This is a genomic window from Mesorhizobium sp. LMG17149, from assembly GCF_024518695.1.
Lineage (GTDB): Bacteria > Pseudomonadota > Alphaproteobacteria > Rhizobiales > Rhizobiaceae > Mesorhizobium.
Genome location: NZ_JANIFL010000015.1, coordinates 1 through 17,581, shown reverse-complemented (window position 1 = coordinate 17,581; position 17,581 = coordinate 1). Strand labels below are relative to the sequence as shown.

Annotated in this window: 19 protein-coding genes; 3 read left to right on the top strand and 16 right to left on the bottom strand. The window is 63.1% G+C overall.

Going from position 1 to position 17,581, the window contains the following annotated elements; all coding sequences use genetic code 11:
• Positions 1 to 4: 4 nt before the first annotated feature.
• From NP945_RS28810 to NP945_RS28735, 16 genes are all read right to left on the bottom strand, one after another.
• Complete coding sequence (locus tag NP945_RS28810; RefSeq protein WP_127322450.1) at positions 5 to 916, bottom strand: ABC transporter substrate-binding protein; 912 nt, start codon at positions 914 to 916, stop codon at positions 5 to 7.
• 177 nt (positions 917 to 1,093) lie between these two features.
• Positions 1,094 to 2,311, bottom strand: a complete 1,218-nt coding sequence (locus NP945_RS28805; protein WP_127373081.1) for an MFS transporter — start codon at positions 2,309 to 2,311, stop codon at positions 1,094 to 1,096.
• The gene (nusB, locus tag NP945_RS28800; RefSeq protein ID WP_023798402.1) at positions 2,308 to 2,808 is read right to left on the bottom strand and encodes a transcription antitermination factor NusB; all 501 of its coding nucleotides are present in this window, start codon (positions 2,806 to 2,808) and stop codon (positions 2,308 to 2,310) included. The genes NP945_RS28805 and nusB overlap by 4 nt, the downstream gene beginning before the upstream one ends.
• Entirely contained in the window at positions 2,805 to 3,299 is a 495-nt protein-coding gene (ribH, locus tag NP945_RS28795; RefSeq protein ID WP_127270987.1) for a 6,7-dimethyl-8-ribityllumazine synthase, read from the bottom strand. The genes nusB and ribH overlap by 4 nt, the downstream gene beginning before the upstream one ends.
• A gap of 108 nt (positions 3,300 to 3,407) precedes the next feature.
• Positions 3,408 to 3,611, bottom strand: a complete 204-nt coding sequence (locus NP945_RS28790) for a DUF1778 domain-containing protein (RefSeq protein WP_127270989.1) — start codon at positions 3,609 to 3,611, stop codon at positions 3,408 to 3,410.
• Complete coding sequence (locus NP945_RS28785; protein ID WP_256748213.1) at positions 3,611 to 4,228, bottom strand: riboflavin synthase; 618 nt, start codon at positions 4,226 to 4,228, stop codon at positions 3,611 to 3,613. The genes NP945_RS28790 and NP945_RS28785 overlap by 1 nt, the downstream gene beginning before the upstream one ends.
• Before the next feature lie 12 nt (positions 4,229 to 4,240).
• Complete coding sequence (gene ribD, locus NP945_RS28780; protein ID WP_256748212.1) at positions 4,241 to 5,356, bottom strand: bifunctional diaminohydroxyphosphoribosylaminopyrimidine deaminase/5-amino-6-(5-phosphoribosylamino)uracil reductase RibD; 1,116 nt, start codon at positions 5,354 to 5,356, stop codon at positions 4,241 to 4,243.
• A gap of 2 nt (positions 5,357 to 5,358) precedes the next feature.
• On the bottom strand, positions 5,359 to 5,838 hold the full coding sequence (gene nrdR / locus NP945_RS28775) for a transcriptional regulator NrdR (protein ID WP_023810227.1): 480 nt from the start codon (positions 5,836 to 5,838) through the stop codon (positions 5,359 to 5,361).
• A gap of 157 nt (positions 5,839 to 5,995) precedes the next feature.
• Positions 5,996 to 6,646: a hypothetical protein gene (locus NP945_RS28770; protein ID WP_256748211.1), complete on the bottom strand. Its 651-nt coding sequence runs from the start codon at positions 6,644 to 6,646 to the stop codon at positions 5,996 to 5,998.
• Positions 6,647 to 6,722: 76 nt separating this feature from the next.
• Entirely contained in the window at positions 6,723 to 8,036 is a 1,314-nt protein-coding gene (glyA, locus tag NP945_RS28765) for a serine hydroxymethyltransferase (RefSeq protein ID WP_256748210.1), read from the bottom strand.
• A gap of 176 nt (positions 8,037 to 8,212) precedes the next feature.
• Positions 8,213 to 9,859: a Na+/H+ antiporter gene (locus NP945_RS28760; protein ID WP_256748209.1), complete on the bottom strand. Its 1,647-nt coding sequence runs from the start codon at positions 9,857 to 9,859 to the stop codon at positions 8,213 to 8,215.
• Between the two features lie 143 nt (positions 9,860 to 10,002).
• Positions 10,003 to 11,256, bottom strand: coding sequence for a murein L,D-transpeptidase (locus NP945_RS28755; protein WP_256748208.1), 1,254 nt, complete (start codon positions 11,254 to 11,256; stop codon positions 10,003 to 10,005).
• Between the two features lie 358 nt (positions 11,257 to 11,614).
• Positions 11,615 to 12,025, bottom strand: coding sequence for a hypothetical protein (locus NP945_RS28750; protein ID WP_256748207.1), 411 nt, complete (start codon positions 12,023 to 12,025; stop codon positions 11,615 to 11,617).
• A gap of 173 nt (positions 12,026 to 12,198) precedes the next feature.
• Positions 12,199 to 12,714: a transcriptional regulator LdtR gene (gene ldtR, locus NP945_RS28745; protein ID WP_008875359.1), complete on the bottom strand. Its 516-nt coding sequence runs from the start codon at positions 12,712 to 12,714 to the stop codon at positions 12,199 to 12,201.
• 238 nt (positions 12,715 to 12,952) lie between these two features.
• Positions 12,953 to 13,375: a DUF6163 family protein gene (locus NP945_RS28740; protein ID WP_127272646.1), complete on the bottom strand. Its 423-nt coding sequence runs from the start codon at positions 13,373 to 13,375 to the stop codon at positions 12,953 to 12,955.
• The gene (locus tag NP945_RS28735) at positions 13,372 to 14,415 is read right to left on the bottom strand and encodes an enoyl-CoA hydratase/isomerase family protein (RefSeq protein WP_256748206.1); all 1,044 of its coding nucleotides are present in this window, start codon (positions 14,413 to 14,415) and stop codon (positions 13,372 to 13,374) included. Before NP945_RS28735 ends, NP945_RS28740 begins: the two co-directional genes overlap by 4 nt.
• Positions 14,416 to 14,611: 196 nt before the next feature.
• Here NP945_RS28735 and NP945_RS28730 point away from each other — a divergent pair, with 196 nt between their 5' ends.
• From NP945_RS28730 to NP945_RS28720, 3 genes are all read left to right on the top strand, one after another.
• On the top strand, positions 14,612 to 15,439 hold the full coding sequence (locus tag NP945_RS28730) for a DUF2066 domain-containing protein (protein ID WP_256748205.1): 828 nt from the start codon (positions 14,612 to 14,614) through the stop codon (positions 15,437 to 15,439).
• An 89-nt stretch (positions 15,440 to 15,528) separates the two neighbouring features.
• On the top strand, positions 15,529 to 16,560 hold the full coding sequence (gene hemB, locus NP945_RS28725) for a porphobilinogen synthase (protein WP_256748204.1): 1,032 nt from the start codon (positions 15,529 to 15,531) through the stop codon (positions 16,558 to 16,560).
• 218 nt (positions 16,561 to 16,778) lie between these two features.
• Complete coding sequence (locus NP945_RS28720) at positions 16,779 to 17,426, top strand: dihydrofolate reductase family protein (RefSeq protein ID WP_256748203.1); 648 nt, start codon at positions 16,779 to 16,781, stop codon at positions 17,424 to 17,426.
• Positions 17,427 to 17,581 lie beyond the last annotated feature (155 nt).

The following is a 17,581-nucleotide window of genomic DNA, read 5'->3' as shown; positions in this document are numbered from 1 at the left end:
CGTCCTACTTCAGGAAGCCGTTCTTCTTCAGGAAGTCCTCGGCGACGCCCTTGACCGGCTCGCCGCCGACCTGCACGCGACCGTTCAGTTCCTGCAAGGTGACGAGGTCGAGCTTGGCGAAAACCGGCTTCAGCAGCGTCTCGATCTCGGGATGCTCCTTCAGCACCGCTTCGCGGATGATCGGCGCCGGCTGGTAGACCGGCTGCACGCCCTTGTCGTCGTCGAGCACGACGAGCCCGGACGGTGCGATGCCGCCATCGGTGCCGTAGACCATGGCCGCATTGGCGCCATTGGTCTGGTTGGCGGCCGCTGCGATGGTTGCCGCCGTGTCGCCGCCCGAGAGGGTGATCAATTGCTCAGGCTTCAGCGTGAAGCCATAGGTGGTCTGGAAAGCCGGAAGTGCGGCCGCCGAATTGACGAACTCGGCGGAAGCCGCCAGCACCACCTGACCGCCGCCCGCGACATATTTGCCGAAGTCGGTAAGCGTGGCGAGCTTGTTGGTCTCGGCGACTTCCTTGCGAAGCGCGATCGCCCAGGTGTTGTTTGCGGGCGACGGCGACAGCCAGACGATCTTGTTGGCGTCGTAGTCGAGCTTCTTGGCCGTTTCATAGGCCTTGGCGGCGTCTTTCCAGACCGGGTCGTCGGCCTTTTCGAAGAAGAAAGCGGCGTTGCCGGTGTATTCGGGATAGATGTCGATCTCGCCGGCGGTGATCGCCTTGCGCACCACCGGCGTGCCACCGAGCTGGATACGGTCCGATGTCTTGATGTTGTTGGCGTTGAGCACGAGCTGGATGATGTTACCCAGCACGCCGCCCTCTGTGTCGATCTTCGAAGAGACAACCACCTGGGCATTGGCGGAAGCCACCGTGATGCCGAGCGCCAATGCCGCGCCGGCCAGAAACTTGACTGAAAACATTGTGAAACCCCTTGCTATGAACCGAAACGCGGTGACCGCATATGAGCATGGCTTCAACGGCCAGTCGGGGTACACGGTTTCATAACAATAGGTACAGACGCAATATTTTTGTTCCGAAGCGGTAAATTCGGCCGACATCGTGCTGACAGCGCCGTGTCAGGTGAAACGGCGGATGGATCAGGCTTCGGCTTTGCGCAAGCTCGTCAGCTTGAGCGCGCCGAGCGCCACGAAGCACAGGACGGTAACCGGAAAGACTATCCAGTTCAGCATCTCCCAGCCCCAGGCGTTGTAGACCATGCCCGACATCAGCGAGGCGCAGGCGACGGAGCCGAACAGGACGAAGTCGTGGAAGCCTTGCACCTTGCCCTTTTCCGACGGCCTGTAGGTGGCGGCCACCATCGCGGTCGCGCCGATGAAGCCGAAGTTCCAGCCAAGGCCTAGCAGGATCAGCGACGTCCAGAACTGCCACAGCGCCAGGCCCGACAGAGCGACAATGGCGCAGCCGATGAGCAGGATCAGGCCGGTGGCCACAATGCGTTCGGCGCCGAAGCGATGGATCAGCGAGCCGGTGAAGAAGCTTGGTGCGAACATCGCCATGACGTGCCAGGAGATGCCGAGCGTCGCGTCGTTCTCCGACAGGCCGCAACCGACCATGGCCAGCGGTGCGCCCGTCATGACGAAGCTCATCAGCGCATAGCTGCCGACCGCGCAGAAAAGCGCGGCGACGAAACGCGGCTGCGTGACGATTTCAGCCAGTGGCCTGGCGTCGCTGTCGGCGATCTCCACCTTGCCGGATGCTTTCGCCGGCAGCCGCAGGAACGACAGGATGATAGCGCCGACGGCGGCCAGCGGCAGGATGGAGATGAAGGAACCGGCAAACATGACCGGCGCCAGCAATTCGCGGGTGAAGATGACGATCTGCGGCCCAAGGATGGCGGTGACGATGCCGCCGGCCAGCACGAATGAGATGGCACGCGCCTTGAATTCCGGCGGTGCGTTGTCGGCAGCGGCGAAGCGGAACTGCTGGACGAAGGCGCCGCCGACACCGATCGTGAGCAAGCCAAAGGCAAACAGCCAGAAGCTGCCTTGAAAAAGCGCAAGCGTGGCGACGAGGCCGCCAAGCGCCGTGACGATCGTTCCGGTCATGAAGCCGCCGCGCTGGCCCATGCTGCGGATGATGGCCGCTGCAGGCAGCGCGCCGAGCGCCACGCCGATGTTGAAGCCGGTGACCGGCGCTGTCGCCAATGATTTGTCGGGGCCAAGCAGATATTGCCCGGCCAGCGCGCCCACGGAGATGGCGATGGGAGCGGCCGAGCCGATGATCGCCTGCGAGGCGGCCAGGATCAGCGCCGTGCGGCGCGCCTCCCTGCCTGCCTCGACGGCGATTGCCGTCATGATGCGTCCTTGCCCCGCCCCTCGCCACGCACCCGGCGAGACACACGGTCGAGCACGGCATTGACCAGCTTCGGCTCGTCTTCCTCGTAGAAGGCCTTGGCGATGTCGACATATTCGGAGACGATGACCGCGACGGGGACATCCTCGCGCTTCATCAACTCGTAGACGCCGGCACGCAGAATGGCGCGCAGCGTCGAATCGAGCCGCGACAGCGGCCAGTCCTCGGTCAGCGCCTGGCGGATGATCGGATCGATGGTCTTCTGGTTCTCGACGACACCCGCCAGGATGGCGCGAAACCATTGCGCATCGGCCTCGCGATAGAGCGCTCCGTCGACTTCCTTGCCGAGACGGAAGGCCTCGTATTCGGCGGTGATCTCGAAGACGCCACTGCCGGCGACATCCATCTGATAGAGCGCCTGCACGGCGGCAAGACGGGCAGCGCCGCGCTTGTTGGCGTGGCGCACCGCGGGCTGGCCGGGCGAAGCGGGTTCGCTCACGATCGCGCTCCCAGTTGTTCCTTGAGGGCAATCATGGTCAGGGCCGCACGCGCGGCAAAGCCGCCCTTGTCGCCTTCCGAGCGTTTGGCGCGAGTCCAGGCCTGGGCGTCATTCTCGGTGGTGAGGATGCCATTGCCGATGCAGACCGAGTCCTGCACGCTCAAATCCATGAGCGCGCGGCTGGATTCATTGGCGACAATGTCGAAATGATAGGTGTCGCCGCGGACGACGGTGCCGAGCGCGACAAAGCCGTCATAATGTGTGCCGCCTCCCGTCGCGCCGTCCAGTGCAAAGGAGATCACTGCGGGGATCTCGAGCGAACCTGGAACGGTGACGACATCGTAAGTCGCGCCCGCTTCATCGAGCGCGCTTGTCGCGCCGTCGAGCAGCGCGTCGGCAAGGTCGTCGTGAAAGCGCGCTTCGACAATGAGCAGATGCGCCTTCGCCTTCGGACGAATGAAGGCTTTGCCGTGTTGGGATGTGCCAGCCATAAAAGTCTCCGGGGAGTTGCCGGTGACTTAGGCCGAAGCCGGGTTCATCGCAAGCGGAAGATTGTCCACGACGCCGACGGTCGGCAGAACTTGTTGGGTTTCCAGTATTCAGGAGCCTGTAACGTGACGGTAGCGACGCACCGTATCGCGCAGACGATCGTTCACCGATCGTGGATTGATCAAGGCTTCAACGAAGACTCTGCTGTCGTTGACAGACAGATCGAGCTGCGAGTGCCCTTCGGTGTTCACATCGGCCCGCTCCTCACGCATCAACTTGTCTTCCTGCGTGGAATTCACCCTGTCCTTGGTCATCACAGCCCCTCTTTCGTCGCCTCCACCAGCCGCGCCGCGTAGCGGGCCATGGTGTCGATCTCGAGATTGACGCGGTCGCCGACTTTGCGCTCACCCCAGGTGGTCACGGTCAGCGAATGGTGGATCAAAAGCACGTCGAAGCGCGTGCCTTCGACCTTGTTGACGGTGAGCGAGGTGCCGTCGAGCGCGACCGAGCCTTTTGGCGCGATGAACTTCGCCAGGTCGCGCGGCGCCTCCAGCGTGAAGCGCACCGCGTCGCCCTCATCCTTGCGCTCGACGATTTCGGTCATGCCGTCGATATGGCCCGAAACGATGTGGCCGCCGAGTTCGTCGCCGATCTTCAGCGCCCGCTCCAGATTGACCTTGGTGCCGGATTTCCAGCCCGAGGCCGTCGTCAGCCTGAGCGCCTCTTCCCAAGCCTTGACCTCGAACCAGCGCGCATTCGAGCCGCTGTCGGGCAAGGCCGTCACCGTCAGGCAGACGCCGCCGCAGGAGATCGAGGCGCCGATGGCGATGGTCTGCGGGTCATAGGCTGTGTCGATGCGCAGCCCCACCCCTTCCCTGAGCAACTTGACGGAAGCGACAGTGCCGACATCGGTGACAATTCCGGTAAACATCGGTGTTGATCCCTAAAAGTCTCTTGTCCACTCGGCGTAGCTGTCTTCGCCGAAACGCATCTCGCGCAGCTTGCGAAATCCTGCCGGGATATGGTCGGCGTCGATTGGCGATGCAATGCCGTCGTCGCCGATCGCTTCCGGCCCCTGGAACAGCACAATGCGGTCGACCAGCCCATCGGCCAGGAAGGCGCTCGCCACCCTGGCGCCGCCCTCGACCAGCACGCTGGCCATGCCGAGCGCGGCCAGATCCTCGAGTAGTTCCGGCAAGGCTACGCCGCCCTCGTGCGTTTCCGTGCCGATGAAGCGGACGCCGGCGCGTTCGAGTGCTGCGCGCCGCAGCGGATCGGCCTCCAGGCAGGCGGCGACATAGAGCGGCACCCGGTCGACGCCCGAAACCAGCTTCGAGGCCTCCGGCAACCGGATCTGGCGGTCGAGCACGATGCGGGCAGGCGAACGGTTCTCCAGCCCCGGCAAACGCACCGTCAGGGCCGGATCGTCCTCAAGGGCCGTGCCGATACCAACCAGTATGCCATCCGCCTCGGCCCGCATCAGATACACTTCGCGGCGCGCAATATCGCCGGTGATCGACACCTGCCCACCGCCTTCCCTGCCGATCTTGCCGTCGCTGGAAAGCGCAAGCTTGAGAATCACTTCCGGGCGTTTTCTTAATGATCGGATCAAATAGCCGGCCATCTGCTCGGCGGCTTGCTCGGCCAACACCTTCTCGACCACCTCGACACCGGCGGCACGCAGGATCGCGTAGCCCTTGCCGGACACGCGCGAATCGGGATCGCTGGCCGCACCGACGACGCGCGCGACACCGGCATTGACCAGCGCGTTGGCGCAAGGCGGCGTGCGGCCGTGATGGGCGCAAGGTTCCAGCGTGACGTAAGCGGTGGCGCCGCGCGCGAGCTCGCCGGCCTCGGCCAGGGCCTCGGTCTCGGCATGCGGGCGGCCGCCGACAGCGGTGACGCCGGTGCCGACGATCATCGGACCGTTGCCGTCATCGCGCACGATCAGCGTGCCGACGGACGGATTGGTCGCGGTGCGCCCGGCATTTTTTCGCGACAGTCTGAGTGCCGCCGCCATAAAGCGGCGATCAAGGGCGGCCTGTTCGCTTGCAGTCATGCTCAGCTGGCTTCCTCTTCACCCTTGATTTCGTCCCCCTTGAGCTCGCCCAGCAATTCGTGGAAATCCTTGGCCTCGCGAAAATTGCGGTAGACCGAGGCAAAGCGGACATAGGCGACATCGTCGAGCGACTTCAGCGCTTCCATGACCAGCCGGCCGACTTCTCCCGAAGCAACCTCCGTCTCGCCGGAACTTTCGAGTTGGCGCACGATGCCGGTCACCGCGCGGTCGATGCGCTCGGGATCGACATTGCGCTTGCGCACGGCGATCTCCACGGAGCGCAGCAACTTGTCGCGGTCGAAGGGCACTTTGCGGCCCGATTTCTTGACCACGACGAGGTCGCGCAACTGCACGCGCTCGAAGGTGGTGAAGCGACCGCCGCAATCGGGGCAGACACGCCGCCTGCGGATCGCCGCGCCATCCTCTGCGGGGCGCGAATCCTTCACCTGCGTATCTTCCGACTGGCAATAGGGACAGCGCATGGAGAAGCCTTTGGTTGGCGAATCTGGTGAAGCGAAAGGCTTAGAGGTTTTTGCAGCGATGGCAAAGTGTCGCCAACAGCCCCTCGCCCTTCAGAGATAGCGAGGCGCAAGCAGGATTGCCAGCCTCGCCAGGCAGCCGCACAGCGTACCGATCGTCTCAGGGAGCTACGTCGGCGGTCGGAAAACCGCACGATGCGCCGAGACTGCGATAGGCCTTGGTGAAGCCGTCCATGGATATGCTTCCAACCGGCGCATCACCAAAGGAGACATCAAGCACCGATGCCCGGCGCATGGCGCGCAGGAGCGCCAGGCTGGTCTTGGCCTGGTTGTCCACGGTCCAGCTGAGCCGGCCGTTGACGGCGCCATCGGAATGAAGCTTGGCGGTGACGCGGCCCTTGTCGTCGCCGAAGGTGGCGGTAACCGACTTGCCGGCCGGCAAGGTCTTGTTGGCGACGGCGATCGTTATGGACGGGTAGGCATCCGGCGGCAGTGCATCGCCATTCGTGATGATGAGCGTCAGAACGCCGCTCTCGCCGCCAGCGCCGATAAAGGCGGTCGAGGCCGCGCAGGTCTTGCGCAGATCCTCACCGGTGTCGACCTCGTCGACCAGGGTCGACCATCTGCCGAAGGTTTCGAGCTTGGGTGCCACCTGGGCGGGCGCCGCGGGCTCGGGCTGAGGTGCGGGTTGCGCGGGCGCGGCTTGAGCAGGGGCGGTTTGCGCCAAGGCGATGCCGGGGAAAGGCACGGCGATCAAAGCGGCCAGAGCGCCAACGGCGCCAAGGTCGGCGAAACGAAATGATCGCATCATCAAGGCTCCTGCCGGTCGCCCCGGCCTGCTGAAACGACGCTTGTCGTTGCAGCAGGCGGTAAGACTTCCTACCGCGTCAGCCGAGATAGGGATAGAGCGGGAAACGATCGGTCAGCGCCACGACCTTGGCCTTGACCGCAGCTTCGACAGCGGCATTGCCCTCGTCGGAATTGGCGACCTTGAGACCATCCAGCACTTCGGCGATCAGCTTGCCGATCTCGCGGAATTCGGCCTGGCCGAAGCCGCGCGTGGTGCCAGCCGGGGTGCCGAGACGCACGCCCGAGGTGACGAAAGGCTTTTCCGGGTCGAACGGGATGCCGTTCTTGTTGCAGGTGATGTTGGCGCGGCCGAGCGCGGCCTCGGCGCGCTTGCCGGTGGCGTTCTTGGGCCTGAGGTCGACCAGCATAAGATGGTTGTCGGTGCCTCCGGAGACGATGTCGAGACCGGTTTCCTTGAGACTGGAGGCGAGCGCTTTGGCGTTGGCGGCGACGCTCTCGGCATAGACCTTGAAGCTCGGCTTCAGCGCTTCACCGAAGGCAACCGCCTTGGCGGCGATGACATGCATCAGCGGGCCGCCCTGCAGGCCGGGGAACACCGCCGAATTCATCTTCTTGGCGATGTCCTCGTCATTGCACAGGATCATGCCGCCGCGCGGGCCGCGCAACGACTTGTGCGTCGTGGTGGTCACGACATGGGCATGCGGCAGCGGCGACGGATGCACGCCTCCGGCGACCAGGCCGGCGATGTGCGCCATGTCGACCATCAGATAGGCGCCGACCGCATCGGCGATCTCGCGAAACCGCTTCCAGTCCCAGACGCGCGAATAGGCGGTGCCGCCAGCCAGGATCAGCTTCGGCCTGGTCTCATGGGCGGTCTTCTCGATGGCGTCCATGTCGAGCAGATGGTCGTGCTGGCGCACGCCATAGGAGACGACCTTGAACCATTTGCCGCTCATGTTGACCGGAGAACCGTGGGTCAGATGGCCGCCGGAATTGAGGTCGAGGCCCATGAACGTGTCGCCCGGCTGCAAGAGCGCCAGGAACACGGCCTGGTTCATCTGGCTGCCGGAGTTCGGCTGGACGTTGGCGAAGTTGCAGCCGAACAGCTTCTTGGCGCGCTCGATGGCCAGTTCCTCGGCCACGTCGACGAACTGGCAGCCGCCATAGTAGCGCTTGCCCGGATAGCCCTCGGCATATTTGTTGGTCATGATCGAGCCCTGCGCCTCAAGCACGGCGCGGGAAACGATGTTTTCCGAGGCGATCAGTTCGATCTCATGGCGCTGGCGGCCGAGTTCGTTGCGGATGGCGCCGAAAATCTCCGGATCGGCATCGGCCAGCGTGGTTTCGAAGAAGGATTCGAATTTGTTCGACACTGCCGCTGCTGTTGCCATGGCCTGAAATCCTCGGGGTTCGGGGCAATTTTTGATTTATGCAAGTCGTTGTCCCAAACCGCTGCACATTTTGGGCGACTTGCATTTGCCGCGCCATTAACACAGTTGTTTTCGCCCCGCCACGTTTGCGGCGCGAAATTTGCTGGCCGGATTGCGCCAGCGAAGCCTTCAGGTCGCTATTTCCTCGCCTTGCGGCCTCTCAGCAAGGCCTCGGTGAGCGTGATCTCGGTAAACAGCGCCTGCGACGTGTGGTCGTTGATCTCGCCGCTGCGAAACATAGCGCGCACGGCCTCGCGCTCGGCTTCGATGCCCGCAAATCTCAGCTCAAGTTCCAGCCTTCCGGCTTCGCGCGCCTCGGCGCGGGCCTCATCGGCTTCGTCGGAAGCGGCGATGCGGCGCCGGTAACCAGCGACGATGCTGTCGGCGGCGGCAAGCCTGGCACCGGGCACCTCGCCTCCCTCATCATCAGCGGCTCCGGCAATGCTCTCGATGCGCGCGATTGCCGCCTTGGCGGCGCCGACACGCGCCAGGCGCTCCTCGGCGGCGCCGGCATCCTCACCCGGCTCGACCAGCCCGCGGGCGATCCTCGGCAGAGCGAGGCTGGCGAAGACCAGCGAACAGATGATGACGCCGGCGGCCAGGAAAATCACCAGGTCGCGCGCCGGAAACGGCGAGCCGTCCGGCATGGCGAGCGGCAGCGACAATATGCCGGCCAGCGTAATGGCGCCACGCACGCCGGCCACCGAACCGGCGAGCCGCACGCGCAGCCCGAACGGCTCCGCCTTGCGCTTGCCCAGACGCGCGGCGATGCCGGCCGCGATATCGCCCACCCAGATCCACAGGAAGCGCAACGCGATCAGGCACAGCGTCAGCGCGATGACGGTCGCGATCGGCTGGATGATCGGGTGCAGGCTCATGAGTTCCGGCGGCACATGGCGGATGATGTCGGGAAGCTGCAGGCCGAGCACGATGAAGAGAGCACCGTTGAAAACGAAGGAAAGCGTCGTCCACAGCGACATCGTCTGCATCCGCGCCGAGACGCCGAGGAAGCGAAACACGCCGGAGCCGCCGGTGAGCAGGCCCGCGGTGACAGCCGCCAGGATGCCGGAAGCTCCGACATGCTCGGCGCCGAGATAGGCGATGAAGGGCAGCAGGACCATCACCAGCACCTGCGCTTCGGCCGGCACGCCGCCGATCCGGTTGAGCAATTGCAGCAGCTTGGCGGCAACGAACAGCGCCGCCACGCCGATCAGGATGCCGATCGCCACGGCATAGAGAAAACTGAGCGAAGCCGCGGCAAGGGAAAAGCTGCCGGTCAGCACTGCCGCCACGGCAAAGCGGAACATGACCAGCCCCGACGCATCGTTGAGCAGCGACTCGCCTTCCAGAATGTGCATCAGCCGCGCCGGGACGACATTCCTGTCGACGATCGAGGACACGGCCACCGCGTCGGTCGGCGACAGCACCGCGGCAAGCGCAAAAGCGACGACCAGAGGGATGCTCGGCACCAGCCAATGCAGGGCGTAGCCGAAGCCGACGATGGTGAAGAAGACCAGCCCTATGGCCAGATCCAGGATCGGTCGGCGCAGCGCCATCAGTTCACGCTTCGGCGCGCCATAGGCATCGCCGAACAGCAGCGGCGGGATGAACACCAGCAGGAACAGTTCCGGATTGATCTCGACATGGATGCCGCGCACCGGCCAGGCGAGCGCGGCACCGATCGCAATCTGCAGCACCGGCAACGGCACCCGCACCAGGCGAACCAGGGCGCCGGAGAGCGCCACGAAGACGAGCACGACCAAAATGAAGACGGCGACTTCCATGGTCCGGTTCCAGGCTTTCCCGCCGACCATGCGCAAAGCTGGCCGATCCGTCCAGCCGCCCGTCCCGTGAAAAACGCCGCGGCACCCAATCAATGAAAAAGGCCGCCCTGAGAGGCGGCCCTTTTTATAAAAGAATCAAATGCTTATAGCGCAGACGTGATCTGCAGCTCGTTGTTGCCGTCAAGCGCGTAGACGTCATCGCGGAACTGCACGACGCCCGGACCGGTCGACCAGGCCGAGAGATAGAGGAAGTGGACCGGCACCGGATTGGTGACCTGGATCGGCGTGTTTTCACCCGTCTTGATCGCCGCCTCGAAATGCTGGCGGTCCCAGCCGGGCGTGTCGCGCAGGATCCAGGTGACGAGGTCGCGCACATTCTGCACGCGCACGCAGCCCGAGGAATCGAAACGCAACATCTTGCCGAACAGGCTCTGCTGCGGCGTGTCGTGCATGTAGACGCCGTCAGGGCTCGGGAAATTGATCTTCACCGAGGCCATGGCGTTTTCCGAGCCGGGATCCTGGCGGAAACGGTACTTGGCGGCGTCGTCGGTCGACCAATCCACATTCATGGGATCGACTTCGCTGCCGTCCGGCGCGAACAGGCGGATGTGGCTGTTCTTGAGATAATCGGGATCTTTCCGCATCAGCGGGATGATGTCCTTGCGGACGATCGAGACGGGCGCGTTCCAGTATGGATTGACGATGATCTCGTTGATCTTGGAATTGACGATCGGCGTCTGCCGGTCGATCTTGCCGACGATCGCGGTGTGGCGAAGCACGACGCGGTCGTTCTCGACCGCTTCGACCTGCGCTGCCGGAATGTCGACCAGCACGTAACGGCTGCCCAGCGTGCCGGCCTTCTCGCGCAGCCGCTGCAGATTGGTCTGCAACTGGCCGAGCCGGATCTGCGCCGAAACGTTCATCGCTGCATAGGTGTATTTGCCGAGCGCACCATCGGCAGGCAGGCCATGGCGCAGCTGGAAACGCTTGACCGCCGAGTCGACATAGGAATCGAAGGCCGTCGAAATGCCGGCACTCTGCGACAGATCGCCGGAAACCATCAGCCGCTTGCGCAACGGCACCACATCCGGGTCATCGACGCCGAGCTGCAGCTTCTTGGTCGCGGGAACGTCGACCCAGCCGCCCTGCCCGACAATGTTCTGGTATTGCCCGACCGCCTGTTCCGTGAAGGCGACGGTCTGCGGGCTGAAGATCGGCAGCGTCGAGGCCACCTTGCCGCCCTCGCTGGCGCGGGCATCGAACTGGTCGTCCCAATTGCCGCGCGCGGAGGATTTCAGGATGTCACCGATCACATCCTGCGCATTGGCGCCGCCGGCGACCACTGCGGCTGCGAGCGCGGAGGCTCCGGAGAGGAAAAAACGACGGCTGGTTCTCATGGACGTTCCAGACATTTGTAGCAGTTCGATCACTTGCTGCGTTGATCACCGGGCGATCTCGCCCGCACTGTAAAATTGGCAATCTTAACAATTAGCCAACCATGCTCCGTATCACCTTGGTGTGACAGCGCCCAGGCGCGATACGGATTGCGGGTGAACGCAGGGTCTTCACACCAGCATCACTGCCACTCTCGGTTCCACTGGAATATGGCGGCAACGTGGCCTAGCGCCCGAATCCGACTGGCCGGCATTCCAAAAAGAACGGACCGATGCTTTTGGGTATCGGGTCGGAGCCGTCGCCGACATGGGGTCGACTGCCGCGCGGCAGGACCGGCAGCCAGCCGCGAACGACCCTGGCTCAAGGCTTCGAACCCGGAGCCTCCAACTCGGAACATCGTTGCGGCACTTGGTTCTCAGGGTAACGCAATATCTTGCTGTCATCGAGTTTGAGCAGCAGCGCCCGCCTCTTTTCCACACTGTCGGTATCGTCCGAGCAAGTCAGGTCCAAAATGACGGCGTCCAGGCCTTTGATCTTCTGGACTTTGTCGATTGTGCAGCCGACTTCCCACATTTCCACCGACTTATCGGTGAACGTCACTCTGGAGTCATTGCCGTCGCACGGGCTGCTGCCTTCCATGGCGAAGGCATCCTTCCACCATTCCTCGGCGAAAGCCGTTTCTGACGCAAGCAGTAGCGCCGCCGCGACAAAACAGATCTTGAAACGCCTGCTTCGACCCATCATGCCCCCTTGTGCGGCGACATTAGGCATTGTGGAAGCGAAAGCAAAGCGTGGCCCACGGGGTTGCGGTCAGCCGACAAACAGATGAACTCAAGTCGCCGTCAGTCGCTAGAAAAAGGCCGATGCCTCTCGGCACCGGCCCTGACTGAAGGTCGATATTTCGGCCGCGTTTCTGTGGCGCGGGCCGGATCCGATGCGGCGCCTTACATCCGGTAGGCGATAGTGTCGTTCCAGAAGCGGTCGAGCCGCTGCAAAGCACGGTTCATCTGCTTGAACTCGTCGGTGTTGATGCCGCCGACCTGCTCGATCGAGCCGACATGACGCTCGTAGAGGCCGGCAACGACCTCCGCCACCTCGTTGCCCTTCGGCGTCAGCGAGACACGGACCGAACGGCGGTCGATGCGCGAGCGCTGGTGATTGATGAAGCCGAGATCGACCAGCTTCTTCAGATTGTAGGAGACGTTCGAGCCGAGATAGTAGCCACGCGAGCGCAACTCGCCGGCGGTCAGCTCGGAATTGCCGATGTTGAACAGCAGCAGCGCCTGGATGGCATTGATGTCGGAACGGCCGTTGCGGTCGAATTCGTCCTTGATCACATCAAGCAGGCGGCGGTGCAGCCGTTCAACAAGCTGCAGCGATTCCATGTACAGGGAACGGATAGCCTCGCGGCGATCGTCGGATACGTTGGCGGTCTTCGCCGCCGGACGCGAATTGATCATTGTCTTTGCCTCTCGTTTGTCGCCCTGGTGATTTTTTGTTTTTCACCTTGATCGCGACACTATCGAATACTCATAAAATTCGACTTAAACGCTAGGGCTAACAAGAGCTTACCGGTAAGGGGTTTCGGAAGAGGCTTAACGAACGGTCACCCGAGCAAGGATAATTAACCTAAAGATTTCGGCAACGATTGCGGAGCTCATTCGAGGCGACAGCGGGGCCGCCAATGGGTTCAACGGCTTAGTGGCGGACCGGGCGCTTCTGCAGGTAGATGACGACACGGAAGACGATGTAGAGCAGCGCCACCGCCGCATGCGAGGCGACAATCAGCAAGCGGTGGCCGAATAGCTCGGGAAAGCCGGCATACATGACCGTCTCGGTCACCGCGCAGATGAACCAGATCACCGGCCCCCAGGACGCCAGCATCCACAGGCCGGCAGCGGCAAAGGGAAAGAACACGGCGAGCACCACCGCAGCGACCTGCCAGTGCACGGGCATCAGGTCGAACCGCCACAGCGTACCCGGATAAAAGCCGATCAACCTGATCCAGTAGAGAATGCCGAACAGCAGGCAATAGCCCGATATGACGCGCTGGAACCAGGCGAAGATCACCTCCACCCCGGAGGGCTGCAGCACGACGCGCCTCGAAGTCACCTCGCTCATATCAAGAGTTCCCGTTCGCCGAGCGGGGCGAAATAGGCGTCGACATCCGCTTCGCTGACCGCAGCGAGGCTTGCCGGCCGCCATTGCGGCTTCGAGCCCTTGTCGATGATGGCGGCGCGGATGCCTTCGTAGAAATCATGGCCGGCGAGCATCCGGTTGAGGATGCGGAACTCCATCTTCATGCAGGCTTCCATGGACAGCGTCAGTCCGGCGCTGATCTGCCGCCAGGCGACGCGCAGGCTGGTCGGCGAGCGGGTGCGGATCGTCGCAAGTGTCTTTGCCGCGAACTCGTCGGCGTCCGCCGCACGCTCGAGGCTGTCGATGACGCGGTTCAGGGACGGTTGCGAAAAATGGCGAACAATCGCCTCCAGCGTCGGCCTGTCGGTTTCGCGCCTTGCCTGCACGAAGAAGCCGCGCAGCACCGATTCCGGATCGCCGGTCAGCGCCAGGCGGTCGAGGAAGCCAGCCTGGTCCTCGGCCTTGATGGTGTGGGTGGCCAGCCCCGACCACAGCGCATCGCCATAGCGGATGCGATTGCCGGTCAGCGCCAGATACATGCCGAAGGAGCCGCCGAGATCTGGCAGCAGGTGGCTGGCGCCAACATCCGGAAAAAAGCCGATGCCGACCTCCGGCATGGCAAATTGGGCATTCTCGGTCATCACCCGGTGCGAGCCATGGAAGGAGATACCGACGCCGCCACCCATGACGATACCGTCAATCAGGGCGACATAAGGTTTCCTAAAACTGTTGATGCGGGCATTGAGGCGATATTCATCGGCGAAGAACTCGACCGGCGGTTTTCCCGCGCGGCCTGTCTCATAGACATGCAGGATATCGCCGCCGGCCGAAAAGGCCCTGCCCTCTGCCTTGACGACGATGACGTCGATGCCCTGATCGTCCTCCCAGGCGGAAAGGGCAGCGTCGAGCGCTCCGATCATGCGGTGCGTCAAGGCATTGAGCGCCTGCGGCCGCGTCAAGGTGACGACGCCGGCCCGGCCCAGATGTTCGAAGCGGATCTCGTCGCCTCCGCCAAAATCCATCGTGAAGAATCCCTCCCCCGGCCGCCGGGACTGAAGTGCTAAAGCGTGGCGCATGGGTGCGTCAATGGCGAGCGCACCGGTGCAAGCTCTGGCCCGGACCAGGAGCCAGTGCTAAAAATCGAACTGCAATACTGGAAAACTGGATAGAGTTCGGTGCAGTGCGGCTCTGGCGGGGCTTCGAACGGGACGATTGTTCATGACTCGATTTTCGCACCTTGCGCGAATGGCAATCGGGCTGAGCATCGGCTTGGCTGTTCACCCGGTCATGGCGGCGACTTTGGAAGATCTCTACAGCTCGCAGACCATCGTCAACGGCAAATACGAGAAGAACCGCCAGTCCGGCTTCAAGCGCTGCCTCGACGCGGTTCTGGTGCGGGTTTCCGGCGATCAGCGCCTGCCGGCGAAACCTGAAATGACGGCATTGCGCGACAAGGCCGGCAGCTTCGTCGCAGGCTTTCGCTACCGCGACCGCATGGAAGGCATTCCCAACCATGACGATCAGGGCACGTACGATCGGCCCCATAACCTTTCCTGCCAGTACAAGCCGGCTGAAATCGACCCGGTGCTGGCTTCGCTCGGCAGCAGGCCGTGGCTGGCCGAGCGGCCGCAGCTGGCGGTGTTTTTGACGACCGAGCGCGGAACAATGCATTACGCGCTCGATGCCGATGACGACCGTGGCACGCCGATGCGCGAATCGTTCGGCAATGCCGCCGTACCGCTGGCCATGCAGGTGGCTTTTCCCACGGCGGCGCAGCTGTCGCGGGCCGGATTGGACGATCAGGAGCTTCGCAATGCCGAGATGACGAAGCTCGACACACTGGCGAAGAAGACCGGCGCCGACCAGGCGCTTTCCGGCAGTCTCGTCTGGAGCGACAAGGAACTGGGCTGGATCGCCGACTGGCGGCTGGCCGCGGCCGGCAAGACCTACATCTGGCAGGTGCGCGGTGTCGGCTTCGACGAGGCTTTCCGTGTCGCCATCAGGGGCGCAGCACAGATTCTGTCAGGCAATGGGCAACCCGAATAGACTTCGACCGGATCGCTGGCACAATCGTGCCGCATTGGTCAGCAGCGGGAGCTCGTGGTAAAAGCCTGCCCGAACGAGAGTATTTAGCGATGAACAAATTCACCCCCGCAAAGCCCGCCGGCGCGCGCGGCGTCGACGAGATCACCGGCAGCCGCCGTCTGCGCCGCATGCGCAAGGCCGACTGGTCGCGCCGTCTCGTGCAGGAGAACCGGCTCACGGTCGACGACCTGATCTGGCCGATCTTCGTCGTCGAGGGCAAGGGTGTCCGCGAGCCGATCGCCGCCATGCCCGGCGTCTTCCGCCTGTCGATCGATCTCGCCGTCAAGGAGGCCGAGCGCGCGGCGAAACTCGGCATTCCGGCACTCGCCACCTTCCCCAATGTGGACATCTCGCTGCGCGACCAGACCGGCTCGCATATCCTCGATCCCGACAATGTCATCAACCGCGCCACCCGTGCGATCAAGGATGCGGTGCCGCAGATCGGCATCATCACCGACGCCGCGCTCGACCCATTCACCAGCCACGGCCATGACGGCATCCTGCGCGACGGCATCATCGTCAACGATGAGACGGTGGAACAGGTGACCGCCGCTGCTGTCATCCAGGCGGCCGCCGGTGCCGACATCATCGCGCCGTCCGACATGATGGACGGCCGCATCGGCGCCATCCGGGACGCGCTTGACGCCAATGGTTTTCAGGATGTGGCGATCATGTCCTATGCGACCAAATTCGCCTCGGCCTTCTACGGTCCCTATCGCGAGGCGGTGGGCACCGCCGGTCTGCTCAAGGGCGACAAGAAGACCTATTACATCGACCATGCCAATTCCGACGAGGCGGTGCGAGAGGCCGAACAGGACATCGCCGAGGGCGCCGACATGCTGATGGTCAAGCCCGGCCTGCCCTATCTCGACATCATCCGGCGGCTGAAGGACGAGTTCCAGATGCCGACCTTCGCCTACCAGGTGTCGGGCGAATATTCGATGATCAAGGCGGCAGGCGCCAATGGCTGGATCGACGGCGAGAAGGCAATGCTGGAATCGCTGCTCGCCTTCAAGCGCGCCGGGTGCGACGGCATCCTGACCTATTTCGCACCCGAAGTGGCGGAGATGCTGAAGGGGTAATTTCTCTTCGCGACAACGGCCGATCGCGGCGAGCAATGTCGGCCAATCCGCTTCGACATCCATACCAATTTCCGGCTCCTGGCCGGGGAATCCATAGCGAGGGCCGCTTGACCGTTGCCTGAGCTTCGTTTGAGCTTGAAAATACCGGTTGCAATTCACAATCGGTTTGTTACAAAACAACTGCTTGCAAAACACAATCTGTTATCGAGGAGGCTCGCATGTCCAAACTTCGCGTCAACGCTTTCACCCTGTCGCTCGACGGCTATGGCGCCGGTCCCGATCAGGATCTGCAAAATCCTCTCGGCGTCGGTGGGGAATCCTTGCACAAGTGGTTTGTCGACACCCGCACCTTCCGTGAGATGGTGCTCGGACAAGATGGCGGCACCACCGACGTCAACGAGGCGTTCGCGGCGCGCAGCTTCGAAAATGTCGGCGCCTGGATCCTCGGCCGAAACATGTTCGGACCGATCCGCGGCGAATGGCCTGACGACAGCTGGAAGGGCTGGTGGGGCGACAACCCGCCCTATCATGTGCCGGTTTTCGTGCTCACCCATCACAAACGGGAACCGATCACGATGGAGGGCGGCACGACTTTCCACTTCGTCACTGACGGTATCCATTCAGCTCTTGAACAGGCTAAGGCTACCGCTGGCGGCAAGGACGTGCGGGTCGGCGGCGGCGTCGCCACCATCCGGCAATATCTGCAGGAAAAACTGATCGACGAGATGCATCTGGCGATCGCGCCGGTGCTGCTCGGCTCGGGCGAGAACCTTTTCGCCGGCCTCGATATGCTCAAGCTGGGCTATATCTGCAGCCAGCAGGTGGCGACGCCGCTCGCCACGCACGTCACCATCAAGCGGGCGTAGTTACAGCTCTTTCTCCCCGTCACTATACGGGGAGAAGGGAGCGATGTCCGAACCGGATAGATAGGTAACAGAATGGACCGATAGCATGGGTGACAGTTTTCTTGTCCGCCGGGAGGACCGGCGATGGTTTGGCGAGAGACTGGCATCATGGATGA

Bases quoted from the DNA above. Each gene is read 5' to 3' on its own strand.
- NP945_RS28810 (WP_127322450.1), bottom strand. From the start codon at position 916: ATGTTTTCAGTCAAGTTTCTGGCCGGCGCGGCATTGGCGCTCGGCATC.
- NP945_RS28805 (WP_127373081.1), bottom strand. From the start codon at position 2,311: ATGACGGCAATCGCCGTCGAGGCAGGCAGGGAGGCGCGCCGCACGGCG.
- ribH (WP_127270987.1), bottom strand. From the start codon at position 3,299: ATGGCTGGCACATCCCAACACGGCAAAGCCTTCATTCGTCCGAAGGCG.
- NP945_RS28790 (WP_127270989.1), bottom strand. From the start codon at position 3,611: ATGACCAAGGACAGGGTGAATTCCACGCAGGAAGACAAGTTGATGCGT.
- NP945_RS28785 (WP_256748213.1), bottom strand. From the start codon at position 4,228: ATGTTTACCGGAATTGTCACCGATGTCGGCACTGTCGCTTCCGTCAAG.
- ribD (WP_256748212.1), bottom strand. From the start codon at position 5,356: ATGACTGCAAGCGAACAGGCCGCCCTTGATCGCCGCTTTATGGCGGCG.
- nrdR (WP_023810227.1), bottom strand. From the start codon at position 5,838: ATGCGCTGTCCCTATTGCCAGTCGGAAGATACGCAGGTGAAGGATTCG.
- NP945_RS28770 (WP_256748211.1), bottom strand. From the start codon at position 6,646: ATGATGCGATCATTTCGTTTCGCCGACCTTGGCGCCGTTGGCGCTCTG.
- glyA (WP_256748210.1), bottom strand. From the start codon at position 8,036: ATGGCAACAGCAGCGGCAGTGTCGAACAAATTCGAATCCTTCTTCGAA.
- NP945_RS28760 (WP_256748209.1), bottom strand. From the start codon at position 9,859: ATGGAAGTCGCCGTCTTCATTTTGGTCGTGCTCGTCTTCGTGGCGCTC.
- NP945_RS28755 (WP_256748208.1), bottom strand. From the start codon at position 11,256: ATGAGAACCAGCCGTCGTTTTTTCCTCTCCGGAGCCTCCGCGCTCGCA.
- NP945_RS28750 (WP_256748207.1), bottom strand. From the start codon at position 12,025: ATGCCTAATGTCGCCGCACAAGGGGGCATGATGGGTCGAAGCAGGCGT.
- ldtR (WP_008875359.1), bottom strand. From the start codon at position 12,714: ATGATCAATTCGCGTCCGGCGGCGAAGACCGCCAACGTATCCGACGAT.
- NP945_RS28740 (WP_127272646.1), bottom strand. From the start codon at position 13,375: ATGAGCGAGGTGACTTCGAGGCGCGTCGTGCTGCAGCCCTCCGGGGTG.
- NP945_RS28735 (WP_256748206.1), bottom strand. From the start codon at position 14,415: ATGGATTTTGGCGGAGGCGACGAGATCCGCTTCGAACATCTGGGCCGG.
- NP945_RS28730 (WP_256748205.1), top strand. From the start codon at position 14,612: ATGACTCGATTTTCGCACCTTGCGCGAATGGCAATCGGGCTGAGCATC.
- hemB (WP_256748204.1), top strand. From the start codon at position 15,529: ATGAACAAATTCACCCCCGCAAAGCCCGCCGGCGCGCGCGGCGTCGAC.
- NP945_RS28720 (WP_256748203.1), top strand. From the start codon at position 16,779: ATGTCCAAACTTCGCGTCAACGCTTTCACCCTGTCGCTCGACGGCTAT.